18 protein-coding genes are annotated in these 21,850 nt (G+C 34.3%); 7 read left to right on the forward strand and 11 right to left on the reverse strand.

The window, feature by feature from the left end; genetic code table 11:
- Window positions 1-2: 2 nt before the first annotated feature.
- Genes ACMZ42_RS23470 through ACMZ42_RS23490 form a run of 5 tightly spaced genes read right to left on the reverse strand, consistent with a single transcriptional unit; the run spans window position 3 to window position 8,784 of the window.
- A complete protein-coding gene (locus ACMZ42_RS23470; protein WP_415732970.1) occupies window positions 3-1,622 on the reverse strand; it encodes a (2,3-dihydroxybenzoyl)adenylate synthase in 1,620 nt (539 codons plus the stop codon).
- Window positions 1,570-2,625, reverse strand: coding sequence for a methyltransferase (locus ACMZ42_RS23475; protein ID WP_415732971.1), 1,056 nt, complete (start codon window positions 2,623-2,625; stop codon window positions 1,570-1,572). The genes ACMZ42_RS23470 and ACMZ42_RS23475 overlap by 53 nt, the downstream gene beginning before the upstream one ends.
- A gap of 1 nt (window position 2,626) precedes the next feature.
- A complete protein-coding gene (locus ACMZ42_RS23480; protein ID WP_415732972.1) occupies window positions 2,627-3,715 on the reverse strand; it encodes a saccharopine dehydrogenase NADP-binding domain-containing protein in 1,089 nt (362 codons plus the stop codon).
- On the reverse strand, window positions 3,708-8,051 hold the full coding sequence (locus ACMZ42_RS23485; protein ID WP_415732973.1) for an amino acid adenylation domain-containing protein: 4,344 nt from the start codon (window positions 8,049-8,051) through the stop codon (window positions 3,708-3,710). Before ACMZ42_RS23485 ends, ACMZ42_RS23480 begins: the two co-directional genes overlap by 8 nt.
- Window positions 8,020-8,784 (reverse strand): VOC family protein, encoded by a 765-nt coding sequence (locus ACMZ42_RS23490; protein ID WP_415732974.1) that lies wholly within the window; start codon window positions 8,782-8,784, stop codon window positions 8,020-8,022. The genes ACMZ42_RS23485 and ACMZ42_RS23490 overlap by 32 nt, the downstream gene beginning before the upstream one ends.
- A 275-nt stretch (window positions 8,785-9,059) precedes the next feature.
- Here ACMZ42_RS23490 and ACMZ42_RS23495 point away from each other — a divergent pair, with 275 nt between their 5' ends.
- The 5 genes from ACMZ42_RS23495 to ACMZ42_RS23515 are packed head-to-tail and all read left to right on the forward strand — an operon-like array spanning window position 9,060 to window position 15,327.
- Window positions 9,060-9,647 carry an MptD family putative ECF transporter S component gene (locus ACMZ42_RS23495; RefSeq protein WP_415732975.1) on the forward strand — a complete coding sequence of 196 codons (588 nt, stop codon included), beginning with the start codon at window positions 9,060-9,062 and terminating at the stop codon, window positions 9,645-9,647.
- Complete coding sequence (locus ACMZ42_RS23500; RefSeq protein WP_415732976.1) at window positions 9,648-10,358, forward strand: energy-coupling factor transporter transmembrane component T; 711 nt, start codon at window positions 9,648-9,650, stop codon at window positions 10,356-10,358.
- Window positions 10,355-11,779 (forward strand): ABC transporter ATP-binding protein, encoded by a 1,425-nt coding sequence (locus ACMZ42_RS23505; protein ID WP_415732977.1) that lies wholly within the window; start codon window positions 10,355-10,357, stop codon window positions 11,777-11,779. Before ACMZ42_RS23500 ends, ACMZ42_RS23505 begins: the two co-directional genes overlap by 4 nt.
- 4 nt (window positions 11,780-11,783) lie before the next feature.
- Window positions 11,784-13,583 carry an ABC transporter ATP-binding protein gene (locus ACMZ42_RS23510; RefSeq protein WP_415732978.1) on the forward strand — a complete coding sequence of 600 codons (1,800 nt, stop codon included), beginning with the start codon at window positions 11,784-11,786 and terminating at the stop codon, window positions 13,581-13,583.
- Entirely contained in the window at window positions 13,576-15,327 is a 1,752-nt protein-coding gene (locus tag ACMZ42_RS23515; RefSeq protein ID WP_415732979.1) for an ABC transporter ATP-binding protein, read from the forward strand. The genes ACMZ42_RS23510 and ACMZ42_RS23515 overlap by 8 nt, the downstream gene beginning before the upstream one ends.
- A 74-nt stretch (window positions 15,328-15,401) precedes the next feature.
- Here the strand turns inward: ACMZ42_RS23515 and ACMZ42_RS23520 are convergent, their stop codons facing one another.
- Window positions 15,402-15,701 (reverse strand): YfzA family protein, encoded by a 300-nt coding sequence (locus ACMZ42_RS23520; protein WP_132358673.1) that lies wholly within the window; start codon window positions 15,699-15,701, stop codon window positions 15,402-15,404.
- A gap of 515 nt (window positions 15,702-16,216) precedes the next feature.
- Between ACMZ42_RS23520 and ACMZ42_RS23525 the strand changes: the two genes are divergently transcribed.
- A complete protein-coding gene (locus ACMZ42_RS23525) occupies window positions 16,217-16,732 on the forward strand; it encodes a hypothetical protein (protein WP_415732980.1) in 516 nt (171 codons plus the stop codon).
- A 189-nt stretch (window positions 16,733-16,921) separates the two neighbouring features.
- Here the strand turns inward: ACMZ42_RS23525 and ACMZ42_RS23530 are convergent, their stop codons facing one another.
- The 5 genes from ACMZ42_RS23530 to ACMZ42_RS23550 all read right to left on the reverse strand — a co-directional run bounded on the left by ACMZ42_RS23530 (window position 16,922) and on the right by ACMZ42_RS23550 (window position 21,165).
- Window positions 16,922-17,149: a hypothetical protein gene (locus tag ACMZ42_RS23530; protein ID WP_142507768.1), complete on the reverse strand. Its 228-nt coding sequence runs from the start codon at window positions 17,147-17,149 to the stop codon at window positions 16,922-16,924.
- Between the two features lie 258 nt (window positions 17,150-17,407).
- Window positions 17,408-18,163, reverse strand: coding sequence for a hypothetical protein (locus ACMZ42_RS23535; protein WP_415732981.1), 756 nt, complete (start codon window positions 18,161-18,163; stop codon window positions 17,408-17,410).
- Window positions 18,164-18,447: 284 nt separating this feature from the next.
- Entirely contained in the window at window positions 18,448-19,194 is a 747-nt protein-coding gene (locus ACMZ42_RS23540; protein ID WP_415732982.1) for a hypothetical protein, read from the reverse strand.
- Between the two features lie 281 nt (window positions 19,195-19,475).
- A complete protein-coding gene (locus tag ACMZ42_RS23545) occupies window positions 19,476-20,411 on the reverse strand; it encodes a PD-(D/E)XK nuclease family protein (protein WP_415732983.1) in 936 nt (311 codons plus the stop codon).
- On the reverse strand, window positions 20,404-21,165 hold the full coding sequence (locus ACMZ42_RS23550; protein ID WP_415732984.1) for a sulfite exporter TauE/SafE family protein: 762 nt from the start codon (window positions 21,163-21,165) through the stop codon (window positions 20,404-20,406). Before ACMZ42_RS23550 ends, ACMZ42_RS23545 begins: the two co-directional genes overlap by 8 nt.
- Window positions 21,166-21,255: 90 nt before the next feature.
- Between ACMZ42_RS23550 and ACMZ42_RS23555 the strand changes: the two genes are divergently transcribed.
- Entirely contained in the window at window positions 21,256-21,753 is a 498-nt protein-coding gene (locus ACMZ42_RS23555; RefSeq protein ID WP_415732985.1) for a DUF1648 domain-containing protein, read from the forward strand.
- Window positions 21,754-21,850: the final 97 nt, after the last annotated feature.

Below are 21,850 nucleotides of genomic sequence, written 5' to 3' on the forward strand. Positions count from 1 at the left end.
TCCTACTCTAAATATTGTGCGACTAATTTTTTCTTGTCAGACTTTCCTACATTTATATAGGGTATAGCGTCTACATATACTAATTGATCCGGGAGTTTATAATGTGCAACACCAATATCTATCAAAAATTTACATAGTTCAATCATGGACAATTCCCTGTCTTTTTTAACAACAAATGCACATATTCGTTCACTTAACTCCATATCGGCAACACCTACTACGGAAGCATCTATAATTTCATCATGTTCTAGAAGATAGCTTTCCACTTCACTTGGTATTACGTTTTCTCCAGCCCTATTAATCTGCTCCTTTACCCTTCCAAGAATTTGAATATTTCCTTTACTCGTTACGCGCGCCTTATCTCCTGTTTTAAAAAAACCATCTTCTGTAAAGCTCATCCTATTAATTTCAGGAGATTTAAAATAGCCTAAGAATGTATACGGCCCTTTTTGAATAAGTTCACCTGGTTCACCTGGAGAAACTTCATTATTATTCTCGTCAACTATTTTGAATTGATCTCCCTTAGAAATCGGTCTCCCTTGACATGAAATAATCGTCTCAATATCATCATTTGGGGAAGTAAAGCAGGTAATTCCCTCACCAAGTCCATAACCTTGTATTAACTTACATTCAAACTGTTTAATCAATTGTAGTGCTAATTGTTTTTCTAACTTAGCCGCTCCTAATAAAATATAGTCAATGGACGATACATCAGCATGTTCTTCCAAAGCTAAAGATTCCACCCATAAATTTGCAATGACAGGTACGATTGACGTAAAAGTGACTCGCTCTTTTTCTATCCAGTCAAGGACTTCGTCAAATGTACTCGTTGAACTTAGAACAACTTTACCTCCTTTACATAAAGTCCCCATTACTCCGGGTGAACAAAGAGGATAATCATGTGCAATGGATAATACGGCGAGATAAGTACTTTTTTGAGTCACACGACAATGGTCTGCTGCAGCTTTAGCATTATATAAGTAGGCAGTATGCAATTTGGGGATGACTTTTGGTGTACCTGTAGTGCCACCTGAAAGTAAAAATAGAGCGATTTCTTTATAAGAGGATTGATGTTCCATCAAATCATTATTTTGTTCGCGCATCTCAGCCTCTATATCTTGTAAAGAAATAAATGTTTCATTAGATTCATCCGTAATAATTAGGGAAATACTCGACTGTTCTTTTGCTACTTTCATAGCCATGGATTTATAATCATGACCAAGAAAAGATGATGGAATAATCATCGCTACTGGTTCCGTTAATTTAGAGATATTCGTAATGTCTTTTTCTCTATGTGTCGGCAATAACAGGATTGGCCTTGCACCCATAATAAATAAGGAAAAACATACCTTTACAAAATACATATTGTTCGGTAATTGTACGAGTACATTGTCTCCTTTTTTAATGCCTTTAGCTATTAACCCTTGTCCTAGTAAATTCGCTGATTGATACAATTCCTCATAAGTTAAAGATCCAGTTTGGTCTACTAGAGCAACTTTACCATTGTATTCATCAGCCCAATTTTTTAATGCATCTGCTAAAGATAATTGTTCAAGGTAGCCAGCATTTTCATAGTGCTCCACAAACTTCGTAATCATATCTTCTGTTTGTATTTTGTACATTTTTTTTAACCTCCAGTACGACAATATCTGAATTTAGTAAATGCTTTTTGGCAATATATAAATGTTCTTGATGGAGTAGTTCTTCATATTCTTTTTCAGTTCTCTCCTTGCCATTACATAATGCCCAAATATGCATATCACCTAAAAATGCGGGTAGTGTTTGTTTAGTCACTTTTTCAGGAAGTAATTTTTCTATAATAAACAAGACATTTTCATCTGTCATAACGTCCGCAATATTTCGTAGTATTAAACTTACTTTATGATCATCCCAATCATGTAGAATCCTAGATAATACATAAACATCCGATTGATGTTCAATTGGTAAAAAGAAGTCTCCTTCAACAAATCGACAACGTTCTTTTAAACGATGAGTGTGAATTGTTTGTTCGGCTTCTTCCCTTATATAGTCCTTGTCAAGAATGATGCCCTCAGCATAAGGAAACCCCTCTAAAAGTTGCACCATTACATCTCCAGCACCACCTCCTATATCAGTAATTTTCTTAATTTCATCGATATTTCTTGTTTCGCATAATAGATTTAAATTTAACTGCATACTTGCTTGACGCATCATTTGATTAAACGTACTTAATCGATCATGACTCATCGCATTTACCTCAAAAAATGCTTCTCCCTTCATGAGCTCAATAGGAGAGCTATTTCTTTTTAATGCATCATAAAAATAACCCCATGCTTTCATACAAATGCGTCCATTAAATAGAATCATTGCTGCCATTGATTCTTCGCTATCTTGAGATAATTTATCCCCTAAAGACGTTGAAGAATATTGAGCATCCACCTGTTTAACAAATTCCATTGCTACAAGTACCTTCATAAATCGCTCTAATAACGAATGAGAAAGTTGTAGTTTTGTAGCCAGTTGATGACTCGTCATGCTTTTTTTATACAATGCATTAAATATGCCTAATTCCACCGCGCTGTATACGACATACGATTGTGAATAGCCTTGTATCATGTTAATGATTTTCATTTCCTCTACATCCACATTATTTCTCCCTTGTAATTGAGATATATTCCGTTCTTAATAGTTGATTAAAGAGCTCTTCAATATCTACAATTGATTGTGCGAAGTGACACCCTTTTTTATTTGCTATGCATATTTCTAGCATTTGCATAGCTACACAAGCAGCCACAACACCAGAGCAATAGTTCCAATTGGTATTACTCATTAACCAAGTTGTTAGCCTCTTCCCTTTTTCCTCCAATACAACATAAATAATGAATCCTTCATTTTCATCTTGTAAATTGAAGGAATTAATCAATCGATTAGCAGAAGCTCGCTTTTCATCTTCGGTCTTAAATTGCTGCATGGCCTTTATCATAATGAAATCACTAAGTAATTTCGTTGTTGGGAAGGTATTATAAAAATAGGCATCGGCAATCTTGTACTCTTTTAAACAGGCAATAAATTCTTCACTCATAATCGGTAAGGTATAAACTTGATTAAACGGTGTTGGTAATTGTTTTTGGCTACCTATCTCCGAAGTTAATTTCTTTATTTCATCGTTACTGTAATAGGACATTCCATAGCCTTCATCTTTTTCTAGGCTTGATACAATGTCATAAGCCCCTGTTTCAGAAAAGGTACCTTTACCAGCAAAATAACAACTAATATGATCAACGGTTTCCTTGCTTTGTTGTAGCAAAAATGCTACAAACATTTCAGTCAAACCTGGATACACACCAGCTGAAAGAGCAAGTGTTGTGGCGCTTTCATGCTTAATAAAAGCTTCCTCTATCGCCTTTTTCATCGTCTTATCCCCAGATACATCGATATAGTTCGTGTTCGTTTGCATACAAGCATTTGCTACACGATCAAGGACAATGGAAGAAGGTCCAACTGCATTAATGACTAAATCACAGCGATTGCAAAATGAAACTATATTTTCTTCATCAAAAACATCGACAACTTTATATACAATAGCTTCTGACTCTTGACCATACTTCTCTATTAGCTTGTCTACCTTTCTACTTCCAAGTAATAATTGATATTGACTGTTTTTTAATAACGTTTCGACAACTCCTACACCTACTTGACCTGTTGCACCAACAATTCCTATCGATTTTTTATTCATGATGATTTATACTCCCTATTCGTTTATTGATTGGATCTAGTAGTCTTTCAGCAACTTTACATGCATTATCTTCCTCTTCAATACATGTAATATGGTTCCCTTCAATTGGTATTTCTTCAAATTCCCCAATGCATAGTTCTTTCCAAAAATTCAATGTATCTTGTTGATTCGTGAAGATGAAGTCCATTTCTTCTTTTGCAGCTAAATAACGAATATCACCAAAATAAGCCATTGGTCGTACATTTGATCCTTTAAAACTTTGTAAATAAATGTTGTAGTATCCTTCCAACATTTCATCCGGAACTATTTCACCAGTCCTCTGTTCAATTGCTTCCCTATAATCTTTAAATCGTTGTTTTCTACTTAATTGCGATAATTTCTTTATAAATTGGTAGACCGTTTTATATTTTGTATCATTTTTTAGCTCTTCAAGACTTGATGCACTTAGACTTTCATTGTTTTTATAAAAAACATATATAATAGCATCCATTAATTCTTTATTTGTTGCTCCTTCGTATACGTCTTCAACAGTAATGTAGAAGTTTGTAATAAAAATTAATTCTAAAGGTATTGAATCTTCAATATCATACAAAACAGGAGCACTATCAATTAATGTAAAGTCAAGAATTTCAATTCCTCTTTCCATTAATCTTCTTGCGATTTCAAGTGCTATAAGTCCACCCATACAATAGCCTATCAATTGAACTTGACTTGGTTCTCTATTTACTATTTGTAAGACATAATCGTCTGCTAAACTCTCAATTAGTATTGAAGAATCAATAGCTAAATATTGATTTATGTCTTGAACGGAGATACTTACAACTGTACCAACAGTTTGTTTTGCTAAATGTTTGTTCAAATATTTGAAAGCATTCATCGTCCCTAACCCTGCATGTACGACAATACGTAAAGGATCTCCATGCGAAGACGATTCTTCTTTTAATAAGCCTATCGATTTAGAATTGTTTATTTCTACAAATAGGTCTGAATCATCCGTTTCTCTAACTGAATATTGAAGTAATTTATGAGCAAGTGATTCCATTATCGGCTCATTTAGAAGTTGTCTGAGAATAAAATCAAATGTTACATCTCTAAATTGATTATCATTCTCAATGATTTTTTTTATTTTTCCTGCTAATTGAGATAATGTTAAGGAATCTGCACCATAATCGTATAAATTTTTACTTACTTGAATGTGATCTACATCTAACACTTCAGTTGCTAAATGAATGAGTATTTCTTCGAATTGATTTCGCATTCCAGTTTGTTCAACTTCTATTTCATCATCTTTTGTACTTTCCGCAACTAGTAGTTGTGCTTGATTTTTAATGTACTGGCGGTCTAATTTAGCGTTAGCATTTAATTGAAGATCGGAAACAATAAATATTTTTACTGGCACCATATATTGTGGTAATAAATTTGCAAGATAGTTTATTAAATCATTACTATGAACGTTTTTATAGCTATCGGAATCCAATTTAACAACCGCATAAAGATGTTTATCATCAAGTACGACAACACATGAGGTATCAATTAGCTCATTTTTATTTAATAATGATTCTATTTCTCCCAAATTAACGAGATTTCCTCGTAGCTTCACTTGATTATCAAGACGCCCTATAAATTCTATTTCCCCATTATCAATATATCTTCCAAAGTCACCTGTTTTATATAATCTTTCTTGTTTAACATTTGTAATAAAACGCTCCTTCGTTATTTCAGGATTATTGTAGTATCCTTGTGCAAGGCTTTCGCCGCCAATATATAATTCTCCACGAACCCAATTCGGACAATCATCATTATTTTCATCCAAAATATAAAACCGTTGATTAGCTAATGGGTATCCATAAGGTATTGATTCATTATCAAAGTCTTCTTCACAACATACGTGATAGTTTGACCAGATGCCCGCTTCTGTTGCGCCGCCCAAGGCAATGATGCCACTTTTCGGAAAAACAGATGAACACTGTTTAATCATTTTAGGTGGTACCCAATCACCAGATAACAAAATAGTTTTCATTGTATTGATATTTATCTGCTCTATTTCATCAACATTTAGAAGCATTTTCATAAGTGCTGGTACTGTATTCCACAGTGTTATCTTCTTCGTTTTGATACACTCTAGCCAGTAATCAGCATCATATAGGTGTCCCTGTTCAGGATAAACAATCGTACCACCAACGGATAATAAACCAAAAATGTCATAGACTGAGAGGTCAAAATTGAGTTTTGATAATGCCAGAACACTATCATTACCCGTAATACAAAATCGTCTATTAATATCTTCAATTGTATTCATTGCTGAGGCATGGGACATGGCTACACCTTTTGGTTCTCCGGTTGAACCAGAAGTGAAAATAATGTAAGCGAGAGCGTCGGAATCCCCTTCATAAACGTCATATAATGATGTTTCAACTTCTTCAAATTGATTGTAGAGTATTAGTTGTTCCTTTAAGCTGTCATATATTGGATCCGGTCCATCAACTAAAATGGCCGATACTTGACTTTGATCGATTATTTTTTTTATTCGACTAATCGGCTGTGCCTTGTCAATTGGAACATAGACTGCGCCTAAAGATAGTAGTGCTAACACACTAGTAACTTGATATACAGATTTATCGGAGATGATCGCTACTTTAGTGCCTTCTTTCACCTGATACTGCTTAAGTAAGGTTCCTAATTTATACACCATGTCGCGCAGTTCTTGATATGTATAATGATGATCACCATCGATAATCGCTATTTTATTTGGCTGTAGCGATGTTTGTTCAAAAAATCCTTGGTGTAACAGCCGCTTTGGTACGTTACTATTTGTAGTATTATTTACTCTTTCCCTGACTTTAATTTGTTCATTTGGCAATGTAATTAATGACGTCGATTCCCACGCTTTATCATCATGCACTAATCTTAATAAGGCTGTTTCAAATGATGAAAACATATCATGAATTAAATTAGGAGGAAAAACGCCTTTTCTCACATCCCAGTTCACCCGTAAGCCATTGTCATCATTCATAACTTGGCAATCAATAAATACTTGTGGTGTTTGACTAATACCGTATTCATTCATTTTCCCTATTTGACCTTGTGAATCAACTAGGTTAATGGCACTCGTAAAAACAAATGGCATAAAAGCGTGAGCTTGACCTTTCTTTCTTGTAAGTTCCCTCAACACCTCTACTCCCGAAAAGCTACTATGATCTAAATCACGAAACATTTGTTGTTGTACGTCATTCACATCACTCATAAACGACGTGCGTGTATTGCTAAAGTCAACCTCTGTTAAATTAATGGATGTAAAATCACCAACAATACGGTTAACATCTGGATGGACAGGTAATCTATTTAAAAGAATAAGATTGATGATAAAATGCTTGTTTACACTCCATTTAGCTAAACATTGACTATATACGGTGAACAACACACTCGTAGCCGTTTTACCCTTATTAGAAATAGAGACTTTTAATTTATCCCAATCGTCTTTTTTTAATTGGATAAAATAACGTTCAAAGGATTTTTCGTCTTGTACTAATGGTAATTTAGGTAATGTTGGTGAAGTCGGGAAATCCATTACTCTGTTAAGCCAATAATCACTATCTTCTTTATATTTATTTTGATATCTCCTAGCTTCTTCTAACTTCACATACTCTTTAAAAGTAAAATCATTATCAGGTAATGTTACGTTTTCATTAAAATAAAGTACTTCAAACTCTTGAATCAGTATCCAAATACTTGCCCAATCAACAATTAAAAAATCAAAAGACACATGCATAGTTGTCCCCTGCAATCTTTTACTCAATGCAATATCAAATAGCGGCCAACAATCTGGAGAATATCTTTTATTGCCCAACTCTTGTCTGATTGTATTTAGACGATTACAGTCATCTACACCATTAGTAGTCAAGTCTTCATGATATATTTCTAATCTCGGTATTTCTTCCAATACACTTTGGTATCCGCTTTGATTCATTGTAGTTCTTAACATCTCATGACGACTTATCAATGACATCCACACATGCTCGACTTTTTCCTTATCTAGATGTGGATAATCGAGCTCCATATAAATATGACTAGATACTCCTCCGTATTCGAAACTATCCATACTCCCTACTAAATAAGCTGATTGAATAGGCGTTAATGGAAACGTATTGTCTTTTCCCTCGTGTTCTAACACATCGATTAACTCTTCTTTATAAGTTTTAAGAAACGTCATGATTTCTTCTGTTAATTGATCTTTTCCTGCCTTGAAATTTAACTTACCATCGCTAGTCCATAGTTCTATCCCTTGTGCGTTTAATTTGTATATTTCATTTTTTAAGTTCTTCAACGTTTTGCTCACTTAAAACCTCACCTTTTTTCTCAAGTAATATGTATTCTTTGTTCATCAAATTTGCCCCATGTAGTAACTGGGGGTCAATCTTTTCTAATAATCCTTCGATTGTAATGCTGTCTATTTTGAATACAGTATCCACATTGACATTCAACTTTACATTGTCTTTCAAAATTGCATTTAACACTTCCGATGAATCTTTTGTGCAACTAATCGACATCGAGTGGATATATTTAGACCCATTTGAATGATGGATATGTTTAGGCCTTTGAGGTGTACTATACGCTGAAACAACAAAAGGTAATTCCCTAGGAGACATTGAGAAAAATCCGTAAGTTACAATTTCTCCTGTCGGCTTCTTCCTCCTACCGTTCAGCACTTTAGAAGTTCTAATTCCTAAATTATTTATTTCTTTCCTAACTACCTGTAAATTATCTTGCTTAGCTATATCTTCTTTATATCCTTCTAAAGCAAAATCTATGAAGCCTTCCCGTTGATCCATCCATTTCATCCAACGCTCGTGCATCGAATTTCCATAAATGATCCCTAGAGGAACACTAATAGGTGACATAAACCATTTCATTTCAAACAATTCAATAAAAGGACCTTGTTCAAACCATATAAAAGCATTAAGTGAATTTTTGGGGTTCCTCCCCCACTCAACTTGAAATCCAGCCTTTTCGAAATTACTAACAGCCTTTTTAATATTGTTCACTCTGCATTGGATATGACTGATTTTCAACAAATAAATTCCACACTTTCTAATATATTTTAGAATATGGTAAACTTAACGAACTAATTGATAATGAATATCATTTTCACTCGTTTGTATTAAATACTAAAATATTCTAAAAATAATTACAATAGTATATATTCGTTATTTTTGTTAACTATTTTCCATTTTTTATTATTAGTTGACATTGATAATCATTATCAAATATACTCGATTTGGATATACCCTAAATATTCCAAATAACAAATCAATTTTTATTTCTTATTTTGAAAGGAGTAATTACTATGCAAAAAAAAATTGCATTACGGACAGAAGACTTTATGACAGTTGGAATTTATACGAGTATTTATTTCGTTATTCTATTTGCAATCTCGTTACTAGGTTACATGCCCATTTTTAATGCTATCTTACCTGTTCTAATTGGTATTTTTGGTGGAGTTCCATTTATTTTGTTTTTAGCAAAATCTGAAAAGTTCGGCATGATTACCTTAAGTGGGGTTATATGTGGATTAATTATGATGTTGATGGGTGGAAATGGTTTCTATCCTCTTCTAGCTGGGCTGATCTGTGGCCTTATTGCTGACGTGCTTTTTATAAAGCTTAGATCAAATTCTTTCACTATGTCTCTCTCATATGCTGTGTTTAGTTTATGGACAATTGGCATGTACCTTCCTATTTACATTCATAGAACAACTTATTTTTCTAATATTACCGCTCAATATGGTGTTGAGTATGCAAATACATTAAACAGTTACATTCCCGATTGGACATTATTTCTTTTCATTTTTGTGACATTTATTGCAAGTCTTATAGGAGGCACAATTGGTACGAGACTTTTATCAAAGCATTTTATGAAATCGGGGATTGTATAAATGGAACGAAGCAACTTTCAGATAGATCCAAGGACCAAATTATTGTTGACACTTACTATCAACATTGTCACAGTGAGTGCTCCCCAAAGCGGTTGGTTCCAATACATACTCCCAATCTTATGGTTTATTCCAGTTATTTTATTGTTCATTTATCAAAAATATAAGGCAGCATCTTATTATCTGATTTTACTGTTGTCTGTATCAATCTTTCAGTTTACTCTAGCTCCTTATTTACATGGTTTTATTTTTTATCTGTCACTAGGGATAATCTCCATTTCCTTACGATTACTTCCCGGTATCATGATGGGCTATTTTTTATTGTCTACTACGTCTATAAGTGAGCTTATTGCAGCGATGGAGACATTACATTTCCCTAAAGGTTTAATTATTGCACTATCTGTAATGTTTCGCTTTTTCCCTACGCTCAGTTATGAGTATCTTTATATTCAGCAGGCAATGGCATTCCGTGGGCTGACAGGACCCTCCGTGTTATTTCGTCCCATAAAAGCAATGGAATATCGTCTAATTCCGCTCATGGTGTCCGCCTCAAAGATTGGGGATGAATTAACGATGACATCATTAACACGTGGATTATCCGCGCCAGTAATGAGAACAAATGTATGCCAGCTTCATTTTTACGCGCAAGATTTTTTGTTGATCTTCATAAGTATTTTAATATGGTTAGTATTCTTTTGGGAGGTCCTTTTATGATTCGACTCAAGAATGTTTCATTTCAATATAGCAATCAAACAAAAATGGCATTACGGGATATTAATTTAAATATCTCACAAGGCGAAGTAATTGTACTATGTGGTAAATCCGGTTGCGGAAAAACAACAATTACAAGATTATTGAACGGTCTTATCCCCCATTACATTGGTGGACATTTGGAAGGTTCAATACTTTTGGATAATGAAATCATTCAAGATTTGGAGATTCATGAAATTGCTAAACGCACCGGTTCAGTCTTTCAAAATCCTAAAACACAATTTTATAACATTGATACCGATAGTGAGCTTGTCTTTACGGTAGAAAACTTTGGATTGCCGTCAGAGAAAATACTCGATAGAAAAGCTGCAATCGTTGAACAGCTTGGCCTACATCCTCTTTTAAAACGGAATTTGTTTCATCTATCCGGTGGTGAAAAACAGCTTATAGCATGTGCATCTGTTGCTATTCATGATCCCCCAGTTATCATCCTTGATGAACCCTCAGCGAATTTAGATGACGAAACAACAACAAAACTAAGAGAAATGATTGGTCTTTGGAAACGTCAAGGTAAAACCATTATTATATCTGAACATCGACTTCATTACTTAAAGACACTCGCTGACCGTTTTGTTCTAATGGAAGAAGGTAAAATTAAACATATCTTTCTACAAAACGAGTTGCTCAATATGTCTAATGAGGTGCTTTATCAGCTTGGTCTTCGAGCTATTCATCTAGAAGAATTGGTATCTCAACAGACTTCCCCTTTCAATCAGAGCTCACATTTTAAAGCTGATGCACTCACTCACTTCAATCATGATTTTCAACTTAATATAAAAGAGTTCGATCTTCCGTTTCCAACAATATTTGCTATTACTGGTCACAATGGAGCAGGTAAATCAACGTTTGCTAAATCTTTAACAGGCCTCTACAAGAAATCCTCTCCTAGATTTCAAATAAACAAAATGACATATAAGAAAAAACAGTGCCTTAAAGCAAGTAGTATTGTGATGCAGGATGTACATCATCAATTATTTACAGAAAGTGTTTTATCAGAAATCCTTCTTTCCATGCCTGAACCTAATGAAAGTCAGGCGCTTGAGCTATTGTCTCTACTGGATGTCATTCAATTTAAAGATGCTCATCCTATGTCGCTATCCGGTGGTGAAAAACAGCGTGTAGCCATACTTTCAGCAATTGCAGCAGATAAACAACTGATTATTATGGATGAACCGACAAGTGGACTCGATTATCATCATATGAAACAATTTGCTGATTGCATGAATGTTTTACGAAATCAAAACAAGCAAGTATTCCTTATAACCCATGACCCTGAGATGATTTCGCTCTGTTGTGATGGAACAATTGAATTGGCTCATGGCACTATCAAGAAAATAACAATATTCAACGAACAAAGGATGTGAAACCTTGGAACATAATGAAAAAAAAGAACATTGGATAAAGTCAATCATTCAATTTGCAGGTAGTTCCAAAACGCCCCTGACCCAATCTGTGATATTAGCTATTATTAGTGTAATTGGCGGGCTTGTTCCATATGTAGCTGTTTATCAAATACTCACACATTTAATTGATGGGACACAAACGATGCAAGTCATTTTCTTCTGGATTGCGATTGCAACAATAGGTTACTTTGCTCAAACATTATTTCATGCAATATCAAGTTATTTCTCACATCGAGCCGCTTATAATATCCTTGAAGAAATACGTCTACAGCTTGCTGAAAAATTATTACGAGCACCCCTTGGCGATATCCTTAACCAATCCGTTGGAAAGACCAAAAATGTCATCATCGACCGGGTTGAAACACTGGAATTGCCACTTGCTCATATTATTCCAGAAGGCATCTCAAACTTATTATTGCCAATTGGTGTCTTCATCTATATGCTAACAATCGATTATCGGCTAGCACTAGCGTCACTAGTAACAGTTCCAATTGCTTTTATCGTTTACGCCTTCATGATGAGGAACTTCAACACGCAATATCAACATTATATGGATGCTAGCAATCATATGAATAGTATCATTGTAGAATACGTCGAAGGAATCGAGGTTATCAAAACATTTAATCAGACAAATGCTTCTTATGAAAAGTTTTCCAATACTATTATAGACTTTAAAAATTATACGATGAAATGGTTCCACAGTACATGGCCATGGATGACATTAGGTAATGCTATTTTACCTTCTACCCTTGTCGGAACTCTACCAATCGGTTTATGGCTTTATCATAGCAATGCCATTGACCCAGCACAGTTAATTATTTGTCTTATTTTATCAATGGGACTTATTTACCCGCTTATGAAGTTTACCGTTTTCGTCAATGATTTCAAAGCAATTGAATATGCGATCGATGACACAAAAGCATATTTAAATCTAGAATCGCTTCCTATTGTTGATAAGGAACTTGCTGCAACTCCAACAAATTATGATATTGCGATTAACCATGTATCATTTGCGTACGATGATAAGCGGAAAGTGATTGAAAACCTGTCATTAACTATACCTGAAAGAAGTTACACCGCACTTGTCGGCCCGTCAGGAAGTGGTAAATCAACCATCGCCAAACTGCTTACACGCTTCTGGGATGTGACAGATGGCGGTATTACCATTGGAAATAAAAACATTAAAGATATTCATCCAAATAACCTTTCAACACTGATTAGCTATGTTGCTCAGGATAATTTTTTATTTAAAACAAGCCTTTTAGAGAATATTCGAATGGGCAATCCGCATGCTAGTGATGAAAAAGTTTACAGAGCAGCACGCCTAGCAAAATGTGATACATTTATTTCTCGTTTAGAAAATGGCTATGATACTGATTCCGGTGAAGCTGGCAATAAACTGTCTGGCGGTGAAAAACAGCGTATTGCTATTGCCCGAGCTATCTTAAAAGACGCACCTATTATTATACTTGATGAAGCAACAGCTTTTACAGATCCTGAAAACGAATCAGAAATTCAAAAAGCTTTTAATGAGCTTGCGAAAGATAAAACACTTATCGTTATTGCTCACAGATTATCAACTATTAAGCATGCTGATCAAATTGTTGTCTTACAAGATGGTAGTATCCAAAGTATTGGTACTCATGAGGAACTGCTCTCAAATAATGAACTTTATCAAAAATTATGGAAGGCACATATCGGTTCTAAGGAGAACGGGCTCCTATCTGAATCGGTTCACTCGCAGGAGGTATCACCAAATGATTAAAATTATAAAGCGAATCATTCATTGGGTTGGTCCATATAAAAAACGTTTATATTTAGGTTTTGTTTTCTCATTTTTCCATTCTATTTGTATTGCCCTTCCTATCGTCATCACCGCTACTGGTTTGCAATTTATGCTTAATGATTATTACGGAATAAAGCCGTTAGAAATAAACACTATTTGGTTTCTTTTATCTTTTTTAATTTTAGCAATTATAGGTCGATTTATCTTCGCCTATATAAAAGCTATTTACCAGGAAAGTATCGGATATGAGATAACAGCCGACCATCGTATTAAAATGGGAAATACATTGAAGAGAGTTTCTCTAGGATTTTTTCATAAACATCGGACAGGTGACATTAATAGTGCGGTTACAACGGACCTATCATTTTTTGAAATGATGGGCATCAAAATGATCGATGTTGTAGTGAATGGATATATTATGACATTCACGATGATTCTTTTCTTACTACTATATCAACCAATTATGGCTTTAGTTGCTATTAGCGGTGTTGCCGTCTCTTCTCTCTTCTTAAGACTAATTCAAAATCATAGTAGAAAAAATGCTGTTTATCATCAAAAAAGTCAACATCAACTTGTGAGCGCTACATTAGAATATTTACGTGGGATGGCAGTCATTAAAAACTTTAATCAAGAAGGAATTGCATCTCGTAATGTACAGGAAGCCTTTCGCAATAGCAAACAAATCAATTTGACGATTCAGAAAGGCTTTGGCACTTTCAACGTTGGACATCGAATGGCTCTGAAGTTTTCTTCCGTACTTCTCGTATTTGTTGGAGCCTACTTGGTTACAAATGGGGAAATGGTGCTAGCTGATATGTTTTTAATTACACTGTTTTCATTTGTGATGTTTGATAGCATTGAACCAATAAGCGATGCTATACATGTTCTAGAAACAATAGACAATACACTTGATAAACTTGAAACAATTGAAAACACGACATCCATTGACGAGAAAGGAGAAAATATCAATCTTAAACACTATAATATTCAGTTTGATAAAGTTTCCTTCGCATACGATGAAAGACCCATCATTCAAGATGTAACTTTTACTATTAAAGAAGGGACAACCACTGCGATTGTCGGCCCATCAGGCTCAGGTAAAACGACTTTGTGCAATTTGATTGCTCGTTTTTATGATGTGAATAAAGGTTCTATATCTATTGATGGTATCAACATTCAAACGATAAAGCTAAATAACCTATTATCATCCATCAGCATGGTATTCCAAAAGGTATATTTGTTCAACGATACCATTTATAATAATATTCTTTTCGGAAATCCGAATGCTTCGAAAGACGAAATCATTGATGCAGCGACAAAAGCACAATGCCACGACTTTATTATGTCACTTGAAAACGGTTATGATACAGTTCTCACTGACGGTGGCTCTTCTCTATCAGGGGGTGAGAAACAACGAATCTCAATTGCACGTGCTATTTTGAAAAATGCACCTATTATTATATTAGATGAAGCGACTGCAAGTCTTGATCCTGAAAACGAAACGCTCCTTCAAGCTGCACTAGATGAATTAATTCAAGGAAAAACAACAATCATCATCGCTCACCGTCTATCCACGATACAAAATGCAAATCAAATTATTGTCATTGAAGACGGTAAAGTTATCCAAAAAGGGACGCATCATTCACTTATTAAAGAAGAAGGTGTGTATCGTCATTTTATTAATATTCGACAAGCTGCTGAGAATTGGAGGCTTTCAACATAGTTTATAGAAGGGGCTGTCTACCGACAGCCCCTTTAATGGGTGAATGCTCTATTTATATTGTCACTAGACTTTACTTATGTAGATCTTAGTGAAAAAACGTTTTTTATCGCACCTATTATTCCAGGCACGAGAAATACGACACCAAAAAAGATAGTAAGTAAATTAAAATGTTGTGTTTCATAAAAAGTAAACCACTCTCTGAAAATTGAGGCTTCAGTAATTCTTCCAAATAACGTTCCACCAAAATCTCGATAATTAGGTATCCACCCTGTTACTTCAAATGTAATAAAGATGATTTGTGACAATACGAATACACCAATAGAAGATACCCAAGGTCTTTTCAAAAATGGAATATGATGTTGTTTTTTAGTCATGTAATCCCCTCCCTCCATTTCTTCAACGTCAAAATGAAATATATCTAGTATTTCTCTGAAAACCCATCTCTAAGGTATTCTATTATTTCTTGACCAAAAAACGAAACAGTCAACAGAATCAATATAAGGAAAATAGCTAAACCACCGAAAATAAACGAGAACACTATCCCCCATTTTTTATCATTCAATAAAACCTCTCCTATTCCAGCATTTTGTTCCTAGATAATAATGACATCTTTCATTTAATAATACCTCAAATCAGATGTATCCGCATAAATATTTCCATTTATACACAACATTTGAAGAGACTTCTGTTAATTGTTGACCCAAGATGAATTACATTTTCTGCATCGGCTATTGAAAAACCATGACGTTGTAGAGTTCATAAAAAAGGCAGTTTTCTAAAAAAATGTTGTTATTCGCTAACGGTACAATTCATTTGGACAAAGATATCAATTTTATATTAAAATTGATATTGATTGAATTATTTAAGAGATAATTGAGGAGAGACATCATTGCAGATTTATTCATATAGCATCCCAGAATTAGATTTATATCACACAAGCATTCCCATTTATAACAAGGACAACAAAGTGATAAGTATCCTCAAAAAAAATCGCCACCGTATCCTAACACAACTGTTTCATACGCTTCTCCGATACGGAATGCCATATTGCTATAATGCTATTTCAATTGAGAATAATTCAATATACAAAATCGATTGCATATTTACAGGTATTCGTTATACACTATATAGCCGCAATGCAATGGATAAGGTTTCAATTACACAAAAGCGTGTGCAATTAATTGAAAAGGTGCAAACTTTTCTGATCAACGGGGACGTGTACCAATTTGAGAAAGATTACACTAATTCAGGAACTTTAACGTTAAATGGTGAAAAGATTGCTGTAATTAAAAATTTAGATAATACAAATACAAATTTAACGAATCGTATCCACATTGAAGCAATCAATGATGAAATCGCATCTCTAACTGCTATAATGTATCAAACATTTGTACGTAAATTTTGATAGCAAAAGTTTAATATTTCAATGAGCCGTGTGCTTCAATTTATGAAAAATCAAAAAAAGACAGAATTGATTCTACATCAATTTGTAGATTTATCCTGTCTTTATTTTTTAACAGCTACATACTTTTAGAAAACAGCCTTATTAAAGCCAAAAAGCCACACCAAGTTAGATGTGACTTCATACATTTGATTAATCAAATTCTAAAATATTTTTTTCTACTACTACTTGATAAACCTCTTTAGTACTGATTAAAATCGTTTTATAATGTTCTGTTTCAGTAAATGAATACCAAGACTTCTCATTGAGCCCATTTGAAAGTTCTTCTGTAAAAGTTTCTTGTTCAATATTATTCTTGATTTTATATTCTTCTTCACGGCCTTCGTCAAAGTAAAACTTCACTTTATATTCATACTCCATAAATCAACACCTCCCATCTACTTATATAATGGGTTGTAAGTACAAAAATTATGAAACATAATAAAAAGCCACACCTAGTTAGGTATGACATTCATTCTTCTTCATTTTCTGCTCATTCTACATACATTGCTCAAAATCCTCAAAGTTCCAGTTAAGTCCAAGACATCATCAAACATCCTGTTCGCATATCAACCAACCATAAAAAATAGCCCTCTTAACAAATACTTATTGAGAGAGCTTTATATAATTCCTAATCTATTACTTATCTCCAACTGGCTTTAATAAATTCATCGGCAACCAAACAGCACTATCGTGTCTTCCTTCTAACTTATCGACTACATATATATAGCCATTAATTTCATTATACCATGAATAAACAATACTTCCCTTTTTCATAAATCTTTCAGTTTTTGATTCTTTTAATGGAACGCCTTTCCCTTCTGCATCACCTGTTAGTTCATAACGTACACCTCTATCTCTCGATATTGTCTCAGCGATTTTAAGGTCTATACCAGGATATTCATAACAAAATTCGTAAGTACCATCACCACTGTCGCAATACTTCAGTAGTTGTCCATTATTTGTATCCTTGAAAGAAATACCCCATAATTCTTCTTTTCTGAAGTCACTTCCGTAACTACTAGCAATACCATCACGATTAATATAAATATAAGTTGGATTGTTATAGAAAGATGAACGAATTTTTATTGGTACTTCTTTGAAAACTACCAAATCTGTTGCTTGTACCCGATATTGCCCCATCTGGTAAAATGTTTTGCCATCATATTTTTCAATATCATACGTTTTAAAGAAGTTATTTCGCTTTACCACTAACGAATCAAACGTACCATTTGGATTTTTCTTGTACACCTTGATATCTTTTTTAAAGGTCATTTTTCCTGTTTGGCCTTTTACAACTTCTGCTCCATCATACATCACTTTTGCTTCTGATTTTGTTGGATTTACTACAGCTAATACAAATGCTGCTAGTAGCACCATAAAAAATTTTTTCATTATTCTCCTCCTACTTAATTAAGTTTAGAAAACATATAATTTCTTAGTATTACACATTAACATTCCAATATTTTACTAAAAACATTATAACGAAGGATAAATTTAACAAAAACAATGTGTTGTGTTTTACCTCAACATAATTTTACCCTTCTACCATTCCACCAATTTTCTATATTTGGTGTACTACTTATAAATTGTGTACAATTATCCGCAAGTCAACCTACCATATAAAAAAACCCCCTTAACAAATATTAATAAGAGGGCTTTATATAATTCCTAATCTATCACTTATCTCCAACTGGCTTTAATAAATCTACCGGAAGCCAAGTGTAACCTTTTGAGTCCGATACTTCTAGATAACCATTAACTTCAGTACCATACGATGAAAAAGTGGTTCCCTTTGCATACATTGTTTCAGTTTTAGCTTCGTTTAATGGCGTGCTTTTCCCACCTGCATCTTTTGTTAACTCATAACGTACATTGCTATCTCTCGATTTTGTCTCAGCGATCTTAAGATCTGTACCGAGATAATAAAGACACGGATCGTAAGAACCATCACTATCGCCAGAGCAAAAATTAAGTTTTTGTCCATTATTTGTATCCGAGAAAGAAATATACGAGTAGCCTTCTTGTTCTCTGAAGTAACTTCCGTAACTATTAGTAATACCATCACGATTAATATAAATATAAGTTGGATTGTTATAGAAAGATGAACGAATTTTTATTGGCACTTCTTTGAAAACTACCAAATCTGTTGCTTGTACTCGATATTGCCCCATTTGGTAGAACGTTTTGCCATCATATTTTTCAATATCATACGTTTTAAAGAAGTTATTTCGCTTTACCACTAACGAATCAAATGTACCATTTGGATTTTTCTTGTATACCTTGATGTCTTTTTTAAAGGTCATTTTTCCGGTTTGGCCTTTTACAACTTCGGCTCCATCATACATCACTTTTGCTTCTGATTTTGTTGGATTTACTACTGCAAATACAAATGCTGCTAGTAATACAATAAATAATTTTTTCATTATTCTCCTCCTTCTCAGCTTTATTGCAGAAAACACAATTTCTTAGTATAATATACTAACAATCCAATATACTACCAATAAAAACGTGATAATGGAAGTATTATCACAAAACTAGAGTGTTTTTCCTTAAAATAATTTCTTATCTCTAGGTACTCTGATATAAAAATCACGGTTTACATTTAAAGACATATAACTAGTAAAGAGATAAAAATAAAGCTAGTGACTATTTTGATGACTTAATTTAATTGGTCACTTTTTGGTAACTCACTTCATTTTTCTACTCAATTCTGCACACATAACTCTTTAAAATTACACCCTTTACAGTGCCATTTTTCAAGGGTTTGCTCAAAATCCTCAAAGTCCACGGGTTCATTGGAGAAAATATCTGCCTGATACTTTTTCATTTCTAGTACACTTCGCTGAAACGTATGTAAAATATTGTCCATATCAAATGCTGTAAAGGCATATTTTTTTCGTTTGCCAGTCAATAAATATTCATTATAGACATCAATCTGGTCAAGAGATACACAATATTTCTGCTGAATATAGTATGCGTAGAGCGCTAATTGCTGACGATCATCATCGGACTCTCCGCCTGTTTTCCAGTCGATAATAATCCATTTGTCCGCCATCTCATCATAATAATGAAAATCCATTACGACGAAAACTTGTATCCCCTCAATTTTCATGGAACGAAATTGTTCAGGCTCACCAATTCGTAGGGATCCTTTTTGCGCAGTAATTTGCTGAAACGTTTCGCTGTTAAGAAAGTTGTCAAAGACTGCGGTCATTCGCTCCTTATAGTCCTGTACAAGTTCAGGATTTAACTGCCCTTCGTAATAAATTTCCTGCATCATATAAAATTTATTCGGCTTATGTCTCCATAAATCTACATGGCGTGTAGAATCAATAAAAGCGGCATTAAGCTGGCCACGTGCACGATTTACTAGCTCAGCAACAGTCGGCGCCTTGCCGGTTTGCAAATAATCATTGATCGATTGCTCTATTAAATGATGGACAATTTGCCCAAATAAAATCGGCATGGATTGCAGCTTTTTTAAGCGATAGACATGTTGATGATACGGCTCCACATTGTAACTTAGCCAGCCATTATGAGAAAAATAATATTCATAGCCATATTTTCGCGCACAGCTTGTTAACGTTTTATGACGTGACAGTGACCACGAAAAAGATGGATAAGGTGTGATTTCAAACATGGATATCGCCTCCCTTTAACTGTTTGATAAAATCATACAAGAGCTGCACTATTAGCACAATTGTCACAATACGCAGCAATAACTTTACTTGATTTGCCTTAACCTTTCTTGCAAGGATAATTCCTATTTGCGCACCAATCACAGAACCAGCCATTAAAACGATGGTCAATGGCCAATCAATTTTACCTGTGGCAATATACGTAATTGCGGCTCCTGAACACATCGCAAAAACACCTACACGTGACAGGCCAACAGCTTTTATATAAGAGATTTTCTCATGAGCATATGTATAAAGTGCCAGCGTACTGCTCCCAGGACCGAACATCCCATCATAAAAACCAACACCAAGAAGAATTGGACCGTTTTTGCGATTCATTGTAAAGCTTTCTTTTTCTCCAAATTCAGCCCCACCTATAAAGGACATAATAAGGGCAAAACCTAATAAAATAATCGCGATGAACGTCAATGTTTGACTGCTCATAAACGATGCAAATAGCCCTCCAAGGGTACCACCTACTAGAGAAACAAGTAGTACTGAACGCATTTCTGACCATGACAATTCTTTTCTTTTATAAATCGTGTAGAAACTTGAAAAAGCACTGACCATATTTGAAACCTTATTCGCACCGATCGCTGAATGGACCGGTATCCCCACTAGCATCATGGTCGGTAATGTAATTAACCCGCCACCTCCAACTAATGTTCCAATGACGTTGCCAGTGATGCCTATTAGTAAAAACAACAAGTATTCCATCTAATCCTTCTTTCTTTGACACACATGATGGTATTCATATGATACAGTATAACAGACTGCTATTTTTAAGATTAACTATGAGGTGAACGAATGCTTGAACAACAAAAAACACCTACACCGCGTTTTTGTAAGCCACTAACGCTAATAGTCGCAACAATTTTTATAGCTGGCATTACGGCAACGCTTATCCAATACAGTAAGCTCCCCGCTTCTATACCAGTTTTACAAAGCTTTACAAGTGAACATGCGCAATTTGGTCCGAAAATCGCTATTTTTTATTTACCCTTTATTGCCTTCATGCTATTTTTACTTTTACAATACTTAGAGATTAGAGCTGCTTATCCTATCCCACGTAAAAATAAGCATACCTTATCTCATACAGAGCGACAAAATGGGATCATTATTTTTTGTCTCATCAAAAATAGTATATTACTGTACTTTACATATTCACTTTTCAATGACTTAACAGTGGCTTTAGGCCATAATCGTATTTTACAACAGTGGCATGCTTATTTATTTCTATTTGTACTGTGTACTACATTTATAATAGGGATTGTACGTGGGATTTTATTGAACAAGAAGGAATAGAGCAAACCTCGGAAGCATACCTTATCTCATACAGAGCGACAAAATGGGATCATTATTTTTTGTCTCATCAAAAATAGTATATTACTGTACTTTACAT

Origin of the sequence: Lysinibacillus sp. NPDC056185, from assembly GCF_047737915.1 — a bacterium.
Classification (GTDB): Bacteria; Bacillota; Bacilli; order Bacillales_A; family Planococcaceae; genus Lysinibacillus.